The 15,049-nt window shown below is 72.1% G+C and carries 13 protein-coding genes and 1 tRNA gene; 6 read left to right on the top strand and 8 right to left on the bottom strand.

Annotated features, from left to right (window positions below):
* Positions 1 to 25: 25 nt before the first annotated feature.
* The 3 genes from pfkB to ACFC02_RS30245 form a co-directional block, all read right to left on the bottom strand.
* Entirely contained in the window at positions 26 to 973 is a 948-nt protein-coding gene (gene pfkB, locus ACFC02_RS30255) for a 1-phosphofructokinase (protein ID WP_376364078.1), read from the bottom strand.
* Positions 970 to 1,731 carry a DeoR/GlpR family DNA-binding transcription regulator gene (locus ACFC02_RS30250; protein ID WP_376364075.1) on the bottom strand — a complete coding sequence of 254 codons (762 nt, stop codon included), beginning with the start codon at positions 1,729 to 1,731 and terminating at the stop codon, positions 970 to 972. Before ACFC02_RS30250 ends, pfkB begins: the two co-directional genes overlap by 4 nt.
* 290 nt (positions 1,732 to 2,021) lie before the next feature.
* Positions 2,022 to 3,578: an MFS transporter gene (locus ACFC02_RS30245; RefSeq protein WP_376364072.1), complete on the bottom strand. Its 1,557-nt coding sequence runs from the start codon at positions 3,576 to 3,578 to the stop codon at positions 2,022 to 2,024.
* 62 nt (positions 3,579 to 3,640) lie between these two features.
* Between ACFC02_RS30245 and ACFC02_RS30240 the strand changes: the two genes are divergently transcribed.
* Entirely contained in the window at positions 3,641 to 4,627 is a 987-nt protein-coding gene (locus tag ACFC02_RS30240) for a helix-turn-helix transcriptional regulator (RefSeq protein ID WP_376364069.1), read from the top strand.
* On the opposite strand, the gene ACFC02_RS30235 is transcribed toward ACFC02_RS30240, so the two are convergent.
* The 3 genes from ACFC02_RS30235 to ACFC02_RS30225 form a co-directional block, all read right to left on the bottom strand.
* Positions 4,624 to 5,322 (bottom strand): TetR/AcrR family transcriptional regulator, encoded by a 699-nt coding sequence (locus tag ACFC02_RS30235; RefSeq protein WP_376364123.1) that lies wholly within the window; start codon positions 5,320 to 5,322, stop codon positions 4,624 to 4,626. The two genes, ACFC02_RS30240 and ACFC02_RS30235, sit on opposite strands and share 4 nt — an antisense overlap.
* Before the next feature lie 895 nt (positions 5,323 to 6,217).
* Positions 6,218 to 7,216, bottom strand: coding sequence for an RNA polymerase sigma factor RpoD/SigA (locus ACFC02_RS30230; protein ID WP_376364066.1), 999 nt, complete (start codon positions 7,214 to 7,216; stop codon positions 6,218 to 6,220).
* Positions 7,217 to 7,764: 548 nt separating this feature from the next.
* Positions 7,765 to 8,553 (bottom strand): dioxygenase, encoded by a 789-nt coding sequence (locus ACFC02_RS30225; protein ID WP_376364064.1) that lies wholly within the window; start codon positions 8,551 to 8,553, stop codon positions 7,765 to 7,767.
* Positions 8,554 to 8,757: 204 nt separating this feature from the next.
* On the opposite strand from ACFC02_RS30225, the gene ACFC02_RS30220 reads away from it, so the two are divergent.
* Positions 8,758 to 9,294, top strand: coding sequence for a MarR family winged helix-turn-helix transcriptional regulator (locus tag ACFC02_RS30220; protein ID WP_376364061.1), 537 nt, complete (start codon positions 8,758 to 8,760; stop codon positions 9,292 to 9,294).
* Positions 9,295 to 9,327: 33 nt separating this feature from the next.
* On the opposite strand, the gene ACFC02_RS30215 is transcribed toward ACFC02_RS30220, so the two are convergent.
* Both ACFC02_RS30215 and ACFC02_RS30210 read right to left on the bottom strand, forming a co-directional pair.
* Positions 9,328 to 10,884 carry an MFS transporter gene (locus tag ACFC02_RS30215; RefSeq protein ID WP_376364058.1) on the bottom strand — a complete coding sequence of 519 codons (1,557 nt, stop codon included), beginning with the start codon at positions 10,882 to 10,884 and terminating at the stop codon, positions 9,328 to 9,330.
* Positions 10,885 to 11,158: 274 nt separating this feature from the next.
* Positions 11,159 to 11,815: a TetR/AcrR family transcriptional regulator gene (locus ACFC02_RS30210; RefSeq protein WP_376364055.1), complete on the bottom strand. Its 657-nt coding sequence runs from the start codon at positions 11,813 to 11,815 to the stop codon at positions 11,159 to 11,161.
* Positions 11,816 to 12,659: 844 nt separating this feature from the next.
* On the opposite strand from ACFC02_RS30210, the gene ACFC02_RS30205 reads away from it, so the two are divergent.
* From ACFC02_RS30205 to ACFC02_RS30190, 4 genes are all read left to right on the top strand, one after another.
* Positions 12,660 to 13,946 carry a M6 family metalloprotease domain-containing protein gene (locus ACFC02_RS30205; RefSeq protein ID WP_376364120.1) on the top strand — a complete coding sequence of 429 codons (1,287 nt, stop codon included), beginning with the start codon at positions 12,660 to 12,662 and terminating at the stop codon, positions 13,944 to 13,946.
* Positions 13,947 to 14,092: 146 nt separating this feature from the next.
* On the top strand, positions 14,093 to 14,428 hold the full coding sequence (locus ACFC02_RS30200; protein WP_376364051.1) for an IclR family transcriptional regulator C-terminal domain-containing protein: 336 nt from the start codon (positions 14,093 to 14,095) through the stop codon (positions 14,426 to 14,428).
* 40 nt (positions 14,429 to 14,468) lie between these two features.
* Positions 14,469 to 14,541, top strand: a tRNA-Arg gene (locus tag ACFC02_RS30195).
* Between the two features lie 113 nt (positions 14,542 to 14,654).
* Entirely contained in the window at positions 14,655 to 14,999 is a 345-nt protein-coding gene (locus ACFC02_RS30190) for a hypothetical protein (protein WP_376364048.1), read from the top strand.
* The last annotated feature ends 50 nt before the right edge of the window (positions 15,000 to 15,049 follow it).

Below are 15,049 nucleotides of genomic sequence, written 5' to 3'. Positions count from 1 at the left end.
GGGGTGACGGAGACGCCGGCGGCGGTCATGAAACCGGCTCCGTGAGCGCGCGGTCCACGGGCACCTCGGCGGTGACCGTGACCGACTCGGGGTCCAGGTCGCCCGGGGCCGGCATCACGCTGCCGGGCAGCCTGACCGCGGCGGCGCCGTGCGCGACGGCCGAGGCCAGGGCTCGCGGTCCGGAGCCGCCGGCGACGAGGAAGCCGGCCAGGGAGGAGTCGCCCGCGCCGACGTTGCTGCGTACGGTGTCGACGCGCGCGCTGCCGTACCAGGCGCCCGCGCCGTCCACGAGCAGTTGCCCGTCGGCGCCCAGGCTCGCCAGGACGGCGCGTGCGCCGAGGCCGCGCAGTTCCTCCGCCGCCTTGAGCGCGTCGCCCACCGTCGCCAGCGGGCGCCCGACGGCCCGCGCCAGTTCCTCGGCGTTGGGCTTGACCACGTCCGGTCCCTCGCGCAGCGCCGCCAGGAGAGCGGGTCCCGAGGTGTCCAGCGCGATGCGTACGCCGGCGGCGTGCGCCCGCGCGACCAGGTCGGCGTACCAGGAGGGCGCGAGGCCGCGCGGCAGGCTGCCGCAGCAGGCGATCCAGTCGGCGCCGCGCGAGCTGCCCCGAACCGCCTCCAGCAGCGACTCCTGCTCCTCGCGGGTGAGTTCGGGGCCGGGCGCGTTGATCTTCGTCAGGACGCCGTCCGCCTCCGCGAGGGCGATGTTGGAACGGGTCGCGCCGGCGACGGGGACCGGCGCGACCTCGATGCCCTGCGCGTCGAGCAGTTCGGCGACCAGTGCGCCGGGCGCACCACCGAGGGGCAGTACGGCGATCGTGCGCCGTCCGGCGGCGGCGACCGCGCGCGAGACGTTCACGCCCTTGCCGCCCGGGTCCACCCGCTCGCCGGTGGCCCGGACGACCTCGCCGCGGTCCAGGGAGGGGACCTCGTAGGTGCGGTCCAGGGACGGGTTGGGGGTGACGGTGACGATCATGCGCGTACTACTTCCGTGCCGCCGCGCTCGATGACGGCGGCGTCCTCGGGGCTCAACCCGCTGTCGGTGATCAGCAGGTCCACGTCGCTCAGGCCGCCGAAGCGGGCGAAGTGCTCCTGGCCGTGCTTGGCGGAGTCGGCGAGCAGCACCACGCGGCGGGCCGCGGCGATCGCCGCGCGCTTGACCGCCGCCTCGGCGAGGTCGGGGGTGGTCAGGCCGTGTTCGGCGGAGAAGCCGTTGGCGGCGACGAACAGGACGTCGGCGCGGATCTCGCCGTAGGCCCGCAGCGCCCAGGCGTCCACGGCGGCGCGCGTGCGGTGCCGTACGCGCCCGCCGACGAGGTGGAGTTGCAGGCCGGGGTGGTCGGCGAGGCGGGCGGCTATGGGCAGGGAGTGCGTGACGACGGTGAGGTCCGCCTCCAGCGGCAGGGCGGCGGCCAGGCGGGCCACCGTCGTGCCGGCGTCGAGGATCAGTGTGCCCTCGGCGGGGAGTTCGGCCAGGGCCGCCTTGGCGATGCGGTCCTTCTCGTCGGCCGCCGTGGCCTCGCGCTCGGTCAGGTCCGGCTCGAAGTCGAGGCGGCCGGCCGGGATGGCCCCGCCGTGCACCCGGCGCAGCAGGCCGGCCCGGTCGAGGGTCTTCAGGTCGCGGCGGATCGTCTCCGCCGTCACCTGGAGCTCCTCGGCGAGCGACACCACGTCCACCCGGCCGCCGTCACGGGCGAGCCGGAGGATCTCCTGCTGCCGCTCCGCTGCGTACATGTCCGTTTGCCTCCGACTGATGCCCGAACTTGTGGTTTCGCTCGGAGGCTACGCCGGGACACTCGGAAAGTAAACAGGTTCGGGCCCAAACGGGCACGAATGGACTTTCGGTGGCTGGGGCGGGGCCTCGGACCCGTCCCGGGCCTGAGGGTTCCCCCTCCCGTCCCGGGCGCGAGGGGGAAGCATCGGGCCCGCCCCGGGCGACGGCAAGGGCCCGGCACCTCCACCGACACGGCAAAGGGCCCGGCACCTCCACCGGCGCCGGGCCCCCCTCAGCGTCCCCGCCCTGCTCAGCCGACGAGTTCCGGCTCCCGGGGTCCGGCAGCCGCGAGCCCCTCGCCGTCCGCGCCCTCCGTGTCACCCGCGCCCCGCGCATCCTCGGCGCCTTCCTCGTGCTGGGCCGGCCGCCGGGGCAGCGCGGACATCAGGACGAAGATGGCACCCAGGACCGCGGCCACCCACCACAGCGCGTGCTGGAAGGCGTCGACGAAGGCCGGGCCCACCTGAGCCGGGGTGAGCCGGTCACCGATCACGCCGAAGAACACGACCGACACCAGGCCGAGGCCCAGCGCGTTGCCCATCTGCTGGACGGTGTTGATCAGACCGGACGCCGAGCCCGCGTGCTCACGCGGCACCCCGGAGAGCACCGCGTCCGTCAGCGGAGCGACGATCAGGCCCATGCCCACGCCCATGACGACCAGCGGAAGCGCCATCTGCCAGGGGGCGATGTGCAGGCCGTAGCGGCCGGACTCCCAGATGTAGAGCAGCACACCGGCCGCCATGAGCAGGGCACCCGCCTGGAGCACCTTGCGGCCGAAGCGCGGGACCAGCTTCTGCACGGACAGACCCGCCGCCACGGACACGGCGAGCGAGAACGGGACCCCCGTCAGCCCCGCCCGCAGCGGGCTCCAGCCCAGGCCGATCTGCATGTACAGCGTCCAGACCAGGAAGAAGACGCCCAGCGCGACACCGAAGACCGTCTGTACGGCGATGCCCGCCGCGAAGCTCTTCACGCGGAACAGCGACAGTTCGACCAGCGGGGAGCCGTCGCGCGCCGCCTTGCGCCGCTCGTACGCCACCAGCAGCGCGAACACCGCCACCGCGCCCGCCATCGACCCGTACCCCCACAGCGGCCAGCCGAGCTCACGGCCCCGGGTCAGCGGGTAGAGCAGCATCAGCAGACCGAGCGTGACGAGGGCGACGCCGACCAGGTCCAGTTTCAGCGCCCGCGGCGCCTTGGACTCGGCGATGAAACGGCTGCCGAGCAGCAGGGCCACCACGCCCACCGGAAGGTTGATCAGGAAGATCGGCCGCCACTGGAGGCCGAACAGGTTCCACTGAGTCAGCAACGCGCCGAGCAGCGGCCCGGAGACCGCCCCCAGTCCCACGATCGCGCCGAACAGGCCGAAGATCTTGCCGCGTTCGCGCGCCGGGAAGGTGGCGTGCACGATCGACAGGACCTGCGGCACCATCATCGCGGCCATGGCGCCTTGCAGGACGCGGGAGGCGACCAGCATCTCGGGGTTCACGGCGAAGCCGCACAGCGCGGAGGCGAGGGTGAAGCCGCCGATGCCCAGGAGGAACAGCCGCTTGCGGCCGTGGATGTCGCCGAGCCGCCCGCCGGTGATCAGCCCGGCCGCGAAGGCGAGGGCGTAACCGGCGGTGATCCACTGGATCTGGCTGAAGGACGCGCCGGTGTCCTTCTGGATGGACGGTATCGCGATGTTGACGATCGTGACGTCCACGAGGTCCATGAAGGCCGCGGTCATCACGATCGCCAGCGCGAACCAGCGGCAGCGGTCGGCCACCTGTGCTGAGCTGCTGACAAGGGTTTCGCTGGAGGTCATACGGACAAGCTAGTCAGGCAATAGGTCAGATCGTGTCCTAGATGTGCGGCATCCTCGGACCTATGACGACGGACACTCCGGCACGGCTCCTCCAGCTCCTGTCCCTGCTCCAGACACCCCGCGAATGGCCCGGTGGCGAGCTGGCCGAGCGGCTCGGGGTGTCCCGGCGGACCGTCCGGCGCGACATCGACCGGCTGCGCGAACTGGGCTACCCGGTTCAGGCGAGCATGGGCTCCGACGGCGGGTACCGGCTGGTCGCGGGCAAGGCGATGCCACCGCTCGTACTCGACGACGAGGAGGCCGTGGCCATCGCGGTCGGGCTGCGGGCCGGGGCCGGGCACGCGATCGAGGGCATGGACGAGGCGGCGGTGCGGGCACTGGCGAAGCTGGAGCAGGTGCTGCCGGCCAGGCTGCGCCACCGCGTCTCCACCCTCCAGGCCGCCACCACACCGCTGACCAGCGGGGACGGGGCGTCCGTCACCCCCGAGACACTGACCGTGATGGCGTCCGCGGTGGCGGGGCGGGAACGACTGCGCTTCGCCTACCGGGCCGGCGACGGCACCGGCACCCGGCGCCTGACGGAGCCGTACCGGCTGGTGTCGACCGGGCGCCGCTGGTACCTCGTCGCCTACGACCTCGACCGGGCGGACTGGCGGACGTTCCGCGTCGACCGGGTCAGCGAACCGTTTCCGACCGGCGCGCGCTTCACCCCGCGCGAGCTGCCCACCGGGAGCGCGGCGGAGTACCTGCGCCACTCGATGCAGCAACGGCAGGAGACGTACGCGTTCACGGTCACCTTCCCCGAACCCGTCGAGTCGGTCGCCGCGCGGCTGCCCGCCTGGCTCGGTACCCCGGAGCCCCTGCCGGACGGCGGCTGCCTGCTCCGCGCGACGGTCGGCGACCGGGTGGAGTGGCTCGCGCTACGGCTGGCGATGCTGGGGTGCGAGTTCACGGTGCAGGAGCCGTCGGAACTCGTCGAGTGCGTAAGGGCGTTGGGGGAACGCATGGTGCGGGCCGCCGGAGGGCGGCCGGTCGCGGCGCCGGGCTAGTCGGTCCCTGTCGGGTCGTGGGGCCGGTGGGTGGTCCAGGGGAAGTCCCGTAGTGCCGCCAGGTTGCGCAGGGCCAGGGCGGCCGGTCCGTCCGGGCCGGTGGCCGGTGCCTCGCCGGTGGCCCAGGCTTCTACGGCCACACGCACGGCGGCGCTCGCCACGGCCGCCGAGAAGCGCAGTTCCGGTGCGATGCCGTCGGCGCTCACGGCGCTCCCGGCGCTCGCGATGTTCCCGCTCCTCGTCCCGGGCCCGGGTTCCCCGGTCGGCCCGGCCGACCCAGCCGACCTTGCCGACCTTGCCGTCCTGGCCGCGAGCACCCGGGCGAGGTCCCGTTCCGACTCCAGGCAGACCTCGGCCCACACCTTGCGCACCGCCGGGCTGCTCGCCGCCAGGCGGATGAGCGTGCGCGCCCACTGCCAGGAGACCGCGGAGACGCCCGAGCCCGGGGTGAAAGTGTGCCGCACCGCGTGGGCCAGCGCCTCCGGGACCGAGAGTCCGGCCGGGGCGGCCCCGACCGCCTCCCTCCACCGCTCGGCTCCCGCCGCGTAGCAGGGGGCCACGGCCTCTTCCTTCGTGGCGAAATAGCGGTAGAAGGTGCGCGGGGCGACACCCGCAGCCTGGGCGATGTCCTCGGCACGCGTGGCACGCAGTCCCCGGGTCATGAACAGGCGGGCCGCCGCCGACGCGATCTCCATCCGGGTGGCCGCCTTGCGGCGCTCGGTGAGGGAAGGGGCCTTGCGGTCGGCGGGGATGGAGCTCGTCACCCCGGCAGGCTATGCCGGTGTGGCAGAATCTGCCATCTGGCGGGCCACCCCGGGGTTCAGGTCCGGGGTGCCCCGTCTCTCCGGCCCGCCCGGCACCGGCAACCACACGCAGGGCCCCGCCGTGCCACGCATCGCCCCCGAACAGCATGGAGCCGGGCTCCGACGCCCGGGGGAAGGCGCCGAAGCCCGGCTCTGGGGAGGTCCCGGCGCCGGGGGGAGTGCGTCGGGACGTGGCTCTGTGTGCGCCGCCCGACCCTCACCGGCCGTCGGCCGACCGCGTGGGTCGGCTCAAGTCGGATCGGCTCGGGTCGGTGGCTGCGATCAGTTCATGCGCCGGCACGGTTTGTACGACGACACGGTACGTACGACGACACGGTCGATCGGTACGGTCGAGTCGATCAGTAGGGTCGATCAGTACGGCAGCACGGTCGGTGCGCCCCTGCCGGACGACGTGGGTGTGTCGGACGACGTACGTCGGTCGGGTGGTACGACTCTGACGGACCGGCGTCCGGACAGGTACCGAACTTCCGGGCCCGGAAGGGTTGTTCCCGGCGCGCCGCCGGTTGAAGCGACGCTCCACAGCCATGTTTGCGCGGGCTTCGGCCACCGGGCGTACGCGGTGGGAGTCGGCCCGCCGTGTCCGCTACCTCTCGCGCGCCGTACACGCACCGCGCACACGCCGCACCGAACACATGCCGCACCGTACACGCACTGCGCCGCCCGCGTACCGAACCCCACACGCACCGCGCCGTCCACGTGCCGCGGAGGCCCGCCTGACCGCCCCTGCCGCGAAGGCCCGGGGAGGGCGGCTCCCCGGGGCGGTCCCTCACGCGGCGGCGTCGAACCCCGTGTCGCGGGCCAGCTTCTTCAGCTCCAGCAGCGCGTGCTTCTCGATCTGGCGGATGCGCTCACGCGTCAGGCCGTGCTCCTTGCCGACCTCGGTCAGCGTCCGCTCGCGGCCGTCGTCGATGCCGTAGCGCATCTTGATGATGGAGGCCGTGCGCTGGTCGAGGCGGCCGATCAGGTCGTCCAGCTCCTCGCTGCGCAGCAGGGTCAGGACCGACTGCTCGGGCGAGACCGCGGAGGTGTCCTCCAGCAGGTCGCCGAACTGGGTCTCACCCTCGTCGTCCACCGACATGTTCAGCGAGACCGGGTCACGGGCCCAGTCGAGCACGTCGGAGACGCGCTCCGGCGTCGAGCCCAGCTCCGCGGCGATCTCCGCGGGCTCCGGGTCGCGGCCGTTCTCCCGGTTGAACTCGCGCTGGACGCGGCGGATGCGGCCGAGCTCCTCCACCAGGTGGACGGGGAGCCGGATGGTGCGCGACTGGTCCGCTATCGAGCGCGTGATCGCCTGGCGGATCCACCAGGTGGCGTACGTCGAGAACTTGAAGCCCTTGCGGTAGTCGAACTTCTCCACCGCGCGCACCAGGCCGGCGTTGCCCTCCTGGATCAGGTCCAGCAGGGGCAGGCCGCTGCGCGGGTACCGGCGGGCGACCGCGACGACCAGGCGCAGGTTGGAGCGGATGAACACGTCCTTGGCCCGCTCGCTGTCGGCGACCAGGGCCTCCAGCTCCTCGCGAGTGGCCTCGGCCGGGGACTCCTCGTACCCGTCGAGGATCTGCCGCGCGAACACACCCGCCTCGATGATCTGGGACAGCTCGACCTCCTTGGCGGCGTCGAGCAGCGGTGTACGCGCGATCTCGTCGAGGTACATGCCGACCAGGTCGCGGTCGGCGATCTCGCCGCCATGGGCGCGAACACTGCGTGCCGCGTCGGCCGTCTCGCCGGTGGCGGACTGTCGACGGGCGACGGCACGGGTTGCCATGCGTGCTCCCTTGCGATGGTGTGTCAGCGGGTGGTCCACAGGACGCTCGGCACTCTCTGGGGGACTCTCCTCGGGTGCCCCGCATCCGATGGGAACAACGACTTGAAACCGGACAGAATTCCCAACCCGCCCCCCAATTTTTCTGATCATGCAGTACCCTGTCCCGCCGCGGCGTTTCGCACGCCGTGGCAACGGGCACGGAGCCGCAGGTCAGGAGGGCGGTCGAGGCCCCTCCTGACGGACCCGGACCCCCGCCGACCGCCTCTTCATGAGACACCGGTCACACGGATACCGCAGTCACCACGGCGGAAGAGCGTCATCCTCGACCGCCCCTCCACTCTCATGGACGGGCGGCGCCGCCCGAAGGTTGCCGCAAAGCCGGGATCTCGGGAGATTCCCGGACACCACCCCAGGTGCGCACCGGGGCCGGCCCCGAGCCGACCCTCAGCCGCCCCGGCGGCCCCGACCCTGCCCTCGGCCGCCCACGGCTCGGCCCTCAGCCGTCCCCGACTCCCGACTCCGCCCTCGGTCGCCCCCGAGCCCGACCCTCAGCCGAACTGCACCGACCGCTTCGCCATTCCCATCCAGAAGCCGTCGATCACCGACCGCTGCGCGTCCAGCTCCCCGGCGGCCTCCGCCGCGCCCATGGTCACGAACAGCGGGGCGAAGTGCTCGGTGCGCGGGTGGGCGTACCGCCCCGCCGGGGCCTTGTCGAGGAAGTCCAGCAGGGCGTCCCAGTCGCGGGCCTCCAGGGCTCGCCGCCCCCAGTCGTCGAACTCGGAGGACCAGCTCGGCACCCCGGCGCCCGTGTACCGCAGGGCGGCGAGGTTGTGGGTGAAGAAGCCGGAGCCGACGATCAGCACGCCCTCGTCGCGCAGCGGGGCGAGCCTGCGGCCGATGCCCATGAGCTTCACGGGATCGAGGGTCGGCATGGACACCTGGAGGACGGGGATGTCGGCGTCGGGGAACATCTCGACGAGCGGGACGTAGGCGCCGTGGTCCAGGCCCCGGTCGGGCACGTCCTGTACGGGCAGGCCGGGGCCGCGCAGCAGCCCCCGCACCCGCTCGGCGAGGCCGGGGGCGCCGGGAGCCGCGTACCGCACCTGGTAGTAGTGCTCGGGGAAGCCCCAGAAGTCGTAGACCAGGGGGACCGTCTCCACGGCGCCGAGGGCGAGCGGGGCCTCCTCCCAGTGCGCGGAGACGACCAGGATCGCGCGGGGCCGGGGCAGGGCGGCGGACCAGGCGGCGAGCTGTCCGGGCCAGACGGGGTCGTCGGCGAGCGGCGGGGCGCCGTGGCTGAGGTAGAGGGCGGGCATGCGCTCCGGAGCGGTGGTCATGGCGGCGGCTTTCTCGTGGCGGCGGACGCGGACGGCGGGAGGGTGAGCCGGGCGGTGAGCTTCACAGCCGAAGTGGGCAGGGCCCCGAGACCCGAGAACCCTGACCCCTGGAACCCTGGAACTTGAACTTTAAAGCTCCAACTCGGTCCACTCTACGCGCAACTTTGTTTAACGTTCAATGAGCAGCCTCGTAGAGTGGAGTACATGAACACGGCACCCGTTTCCGCGTCCGGCTCCCCCCAGGCCCGTCCCGCCGACGCCCAGCGCTGGCTCACCGCGGAGGAACAGCGTGTCTGGCGCGCCTATCTCCACGCCACCACCCTCCTGGAGGACCACCTCGACCGTCAGCTGCAGCGCGACGCGGGCATGCCGCACATCTACTACGGTCTCCTCGTCCAGCTCGCCGAAGCCCCGCGCCGTCGGCTGCGCATGACCGAGCTGGCCATGAGCGCCAAGATCACCCGTTCCCGCCTCTCGCACGCCGTCGCCCGCCTGGAGAAGAACGGCTGGGTCCGCCGCGAGGACTGTCCCTCCGACAAACGGGGCCAGTTCGCGGTCCTCACCGACGAGGGCGCCGACGTCCTGCGGCGCACCGCTCCCGGCCACGTGGCCGCCGTACGGCAGGCCCTGTTCGAGCGGCTCAGCCCCGAACAGCAGAAGTCCCTCGGCGAGATCATGCAGATCGTCGCCGAGGGACTGCAGCCGAACGAAGCGGGCGCGGACCTGCCCTGGCTGCGCTGAGCCGCCGGGCAGGTACCCGTCCGCGGTGGTACGTCAGTGGGCGATGACCGGCACCGCCACCTGCTCCTCTGCGCCCTCACCGGAGGCGGCGCCGGAGCCGGTCACCATGGTCGTGCCCGGGCGCCCCGCGTTGACGAAGGTCAGCGCGATCACGGCGGCCAGCACGAGGATGCCGACGGCGAACCAGATGGCGCTGGTGTACCCGTGCACCAGACCCTGCACCTGCACCTGCTGCTGCCCCGGCCGGGTGGTGCCCGCGGCCGCCATGTGGTCCTTGATGTAGGACGCGGTCGCGGAGGAGGCGATCGTGTTCAGCAGCGCTGTACCGATGGCGCCGCCCACCTGCTGCGAGGTGTTGACCATCGCGGAGGCGACACCGGCGTCACGCGGCTGCACGCCCTGGGCGGACAGCGACATGGCCGGCATGAACGCCGTACCCATGCCGAGACCGAGCAGCAGCATCGCGGGCAGCAGCAGGGCCGGGTAGGAGGTGTCGGTCTTCAGCTGGGTCAGCAGCAGCATGCCGACGGAGGCGACCAGGAAGCCGGGGCCCATCAGGAGCCGGGCCGGGACCCGGGTCATCAGCCGGGCACCGATCTGGGTGGAGCCGGTGATCATGCCCGCGATCATCGGGAGGAAGGCGAAACCGGTCTTGACCGGCGAGTAGCCCTTCACGATCTGCAGGTAGTAGGTCAGGAAGAGGAACAGGCCGAACATGCCGATGATCGCCAGGCCCAGCGAGAGGTAGACACCGCCGCGGTTGCGCTCGGTGACCACGCGCAGCGGCAGCAGCGGGGCCCGCATCCGCGACTCGACGAGCACGAAGGCGACGAGCAGCACGGCCGAACCCACGAACATGGAGATGGTCAGCGCGTCGCTCCAGCCGGCGGACTCGGCGCGGGTGAACCCGTAGACCAGTGCGACCAGGCCGAGGGTGGACAGGATGACGCCGGGGATGTCCAGCGGCGAGCGGTTGCGGCCGCCGGCCGGCTCGCGGATGACGAAGTAGGCACCGGCCGCGGCGACCACGGCGAAGGGGATGTTCACGAAGAACGTCCAGCGCCAGTCCAGGTACTCGGTGAGGAAACCGCCGAGGATCAGACCGACGGCGCCGCCACCGCCGGCGATCGCACCGTAGATGCCGAACGCCTTGGCGCGCTCCTTGGCGTCGGTGAACATCACCGCGAGCAGGGAGAGCGCGGCGGGCGCGAGCAGCGCGCCGAACGCACCCTGCAACGCACGGGAACCGAACAGCAGCGCGCCGCTCGTGGCCGCGCCGCCGAGCGCGGAAGCCGCGGCGAAACCGGTCAGACCGACCACGAAGGCGCGCTTGCGGCCCCACAGGTCGGCGATGCGGCCACCGAAGAGGAGGAGCCCGCCGAAAGCGAGGGCGTAGGCCGTGACGACCCACTGCCGGTTGCCGTCGGAGATGCCCAGGTCCTTCTGGGCCGAGGGCAGGGCGATGTTCACGATGGTGGCGTCGAGGACGACCATCAGCTGGGCGAGCGCTATGAAGACGAGCGCCTTCCAGCGGTTGGCGTCGCCGGACTTCTCCAGAACGCCGGGAGCCTTTGCGGCTGTTTCGGACATGGGTGTACCCACTTCAGGACTTCGTGACGGAAAAAAGGGTGTCGAAAGCTGCACCGACAGGTCTTCGAGGTTCGCTTCGAAGGCCCTCGGAGGAAGACGGAGGAGGCAGAACGGAAAGGCAGGCGGGCGAGCGGGCAGGCGGAAGGAAGGGACAGAGGGGCGAAGGGCAGAGGGAGAGCAGGAGGGAGGGAAGGAAGGAAGGGCGGAGGGAGGGAAGGAGCAGGGCTCCGGCCCCGGTCCTGGACCGGTCGCTACCGGTCGGTCAGGCCTGGCATCAGGCCTGGCAGCGGAGAGCCTCCATGGTCAAGGTGGTACCCGGCAGGGCGGAACGGGCCGGTGCCCGCAACCCGTCCAGGAACAGCTGTAGATGACGGTGGACGAAGCGGTCGTGGCTGAGGCATCCGGTGCCGGCCGGCGGGCGGCTGAGCTGGGCGGCGGCGACCATCAGGTCACCCACACCCACATCAGCGCGCAACTGGCCGGCCGCCTTGGCACGGTCCATGACCTCCTCGACGAGGTGCTCGAACCGGTGGCGCGCGGCCTCCAGGTCGGGGTGGTGCTGGTCGAAAGTGCTGGAGACCATCGGACAGAGTGCGCTGATCCGCTCGTCGGCGGCGGCGTGCACGAAGCGCGACAGCGCCTCGAAGGCGTCGCCGCTCTCCGCGAGCGCCTGCTCGGCCGCCTCGGCCGTACGGTCCATCACGGCGCAGACGACCTCGCGGACGAGAGCGTCGCGGTCCGGGAAGTTCCGGTACAGCGTGGCGTTGCCGACACCGGCCCGACGGGCGATCTCGTCCAGCGGCACCTCCGCGCCGTGCTCGACGAATATCTCGCGGGCCGCGGTGACGATCCGCTCCCGGTTACGCAGGGCGTCGGCGCGAGGCCTGGACGCCTTGCGCGCTGCGGGGTTCGCGATCGTCGCGGCCGACACGGCTTGCTCCTCTGTTCGTCTGGTGAATCTGGAGGTGTGGGGATCCGGTGCCCCCGATCGGTCGATCGGGACGACCAGGAGGTCGGTGGGGCGATCCGGGGATCGAGTCCCCGTTTCGCTCGTACACAGGGCTAAACGGGGAAGAGGTCCCCGGATATTTCCCACCCTCGAGAAGATCTCTCGTGACCTGGGTCACATCGGACCACACCCGACTGGCCCCGCTCTTTTTCGCGACGGGGCCGCGCGTCCCACGACCGGCCCGCTCCAGCGCGCGCCCACCGCGCCCTCGACACAGGGTGATCGAAAGGGTGCAGCCGGAGACGAGACCGGTGACCGCCTGGCGCGAACCGGTGCGGACCGGTGCCGCGCGGCGCGAGACCGGCGGCTGCCTGGAGCGAGAGGTCCACGCATGCAGCCGCAGCCGCAGCCGCCCCGCCGCCGGACAGACCGGACACCCCGGACACACCGGACCCACGGGACGGATCTCGGCAGGGCGGACATGGGCGGGGCAGCCGTCGGCAGAACGGACCCCGACGGAACACACACGGACGGGACGGCCCTCGGCGGGGCAGGCGTGGGGAGGGCCGCCAGCGGCGAGGCGACCGTCGGCAGGGCGGATGGAACAAACCATGTGGACCGCGCGCCTGCGCCCCCCGCCCCGGACGCCACAGCGGGCGGCAAGGACGAGACCCACCACCACCCCACGCACGCGACCAGCCCCGTATCCAGCGGCCCCACGCACGCGACCGGCCCCGTATCCAGCGGCCCCACGCACGCGCCCCGCACGGACCCTCGCCGCATACGTACCCGCCCCATACGCACCCGCCTCATACCCGCCCGCCTCATACGTGCGCGTCTGATACGGACCCGCCGCATCCGCCCCCGCCGTGCCACCGCCTTCGTCTCCGTCACCGCGCTGACCCTCGCCGTCAGCACCGCGGGGGCCGCGCACCTCACCATCGGGGCCACCGCGCCCGGGGCCGGGGCCGGCGCCCTCGCCCGTACCCCCGCCCTCGCCCCCTGTCTGATCAGCGGCGCCCGCACCGTACAGATGACGGAGGGCGTGCCCACGGCGGGCGCCTACGCCCGCTCCACCGGCACCGTGCACGCCCTGACCCTGATGATCGACTTCTCCGACGCGCCCGGCGAGGGCACCGCGCTCGACCGCTACCACGAGTTCTTCCCGCAGACCCAGGAGTGGTTCCGCACCGCCTCCTACGGACGCCTCGACTACCGTCCCGAAGCCCCGATCACCCACTGGCTGCGCATGCCGAAGCCGTTCAAGGAGTACGGGATAGAACGCGGCGCCCCCTTCGACCCGGGCTACCGCAAGCTCGTCCAGGACCTCGTGACGGCGGCCGACCCGGCGGTGGACTTCCGCGAGTACGACCTGCTGAACGTGCTGATGACTCCGAACGCGGGCCCGTCCGCCCTGGACACGGTCCTGTCCGTCACCTTCGCGGGCAACCCGGACGCCCCGATCGCCGACGGCGTCCCCATCGCGAACGCCTCCTTTGTCTACTCCCGCCAGGACGACGGCTCCGGCTCCTACGACCGCACCGGCTACCGGGTCCTCCCCCACGAGAACGGCCACGTCTTCGGCCTGCCCGACCTCTACACCCCGAACGGCGGCGGCGCGGTCGGCCACTGGGACATCATGAGCGAGGACTGGGGCGCCGGAAACGACCTGCTCGGCTGGCACAAGTGGAAGCTGGGCTGGCTGGACGCCGGCCAGGTGAGCTGCGCGAGCCGGCACGGCTCGACGGAGTACACCCTGACCCCGCTGGAGCGAGCGGGCGGCCCGAAGCTGATCTTCGTCCCCCTCGACGGCAGCACGGGTTACGCCCTCGAACTGCGCACCCACGAGGGCAACGACGAGACGGTGTGCCGGCCGGGCGTCCTCATCTACAAGGTGAACGCCGACGTCGACACGGGCCGCGGCCCCATCACCGTCTACGACGCCCACCGCAACTCCGGCGGCTGCACCCGCAGCCCCAACGTGCAGGCCGAACTCTCCGACGCCCCCTTCGCCCCCGGCGAGACCTTCAAGGACCCGCAGGCGAAGATCCGCATCGACGTGGCGGCGGCGGACCTGGCCGGGAACTACCGGGTACGGGTGGCACGCCAATGACGAGTCCCCTCCGGGCATACCCGTACCCGTAGTCGTACCTGTATCCGTAGCCCTACCCGTACCTGTATCCGTATCCCTACCCGTATCCGAAGGCGTATCCGGCCCCGTAACCCTCCCGCACGGCCCGGGCGGCCACGCACCACATCATGAGCGTCGACTTCACGGTCGGCACCCGCATCCCCGCCCACGCCACGGCCCCAGGCCGCGTCCTGACGGCCCCCGTCCCCCTCGGCTACGCCCTGGCCGGCGAGGAACTCGAAGAAGGCCTGCGCGCGATCACGGTCCCCCTCCACGACCGCACGGGCCGCCGCGTCGCGGCGGTGAACACCGACATACCCGCAGCCCGCCACTCCCGCGAGGAGTGCACCGTCTGTCTCCTCCCCGCCCTCCGCCACACCGCGACCCGCGTCGAAGCGGACCTCCACATGGCCTCCCACTTCACCCACTTCCCCCTGACCTGCCCCCACCCGCCCCCGCCCTGATCCGGTACGCTGACGCCAGTGGCCCACACCGCCACGATCCGCCTTCGTAGCTCAGGGGATAGAGCACCGCTCTCCTAAAGCGGGTGTCGCAGGTTCGAATCCTGCCGGGGGCACAGAGAAGCACCAGGTCAGGCGCCCTTCCGTCCAGCGGACGGGAGGGCTCCTGCGCTTGCAGCACACATATGGCACACATGCCGTGCGCGCGGATGGTGGGGAGCTGTGCAGGATGGCCGTCAGGGATGAGCTGGCCCGGCGCCGGTACGAGAAGCTGATCGACCGGCTCGAATCCATGATGCGGGCAGCTCTTAAGCCGCAGTTCCAGGGCTACCACGGTCAGCTGATCCTGAGCAGCGACGATCTTGCGGAGTTGGGCGAACTCAAGGACGTCCGGCATGCCGCCCGGGAAGCGGGGCGTCGTCTCGGCTGGAGGACGACCACCCGTCTTGTCGGTGACCGGCTCTTCGTGCTGGACGAGCGGAAGGTACCTGAGGAGATCGAGCGGCTGGCCGGCGACGAGACCGCTGCTGCGATCGACCGAGCCCGGCAGGAGAGCCAGCGACCGCGCGAATGACCTGAGCCGAGAGTGACACAAGGGGCCGCCCCACCGCTCAGCGCGGTGGC

The organism is Streptomyces sp. NPDC056160, from assembly GCF_042268205.1.
Lineage (GTDB): Bacteria > Actinomycetota > Actinomycetes > Streptomycetales > Streptomycetaceae > Streptomyces.
The sequence above is the reverse complement of the archived record's forward strand: the minus strand, read 5'-3'. Positions and strand labels throughout refer to the sequence as shown.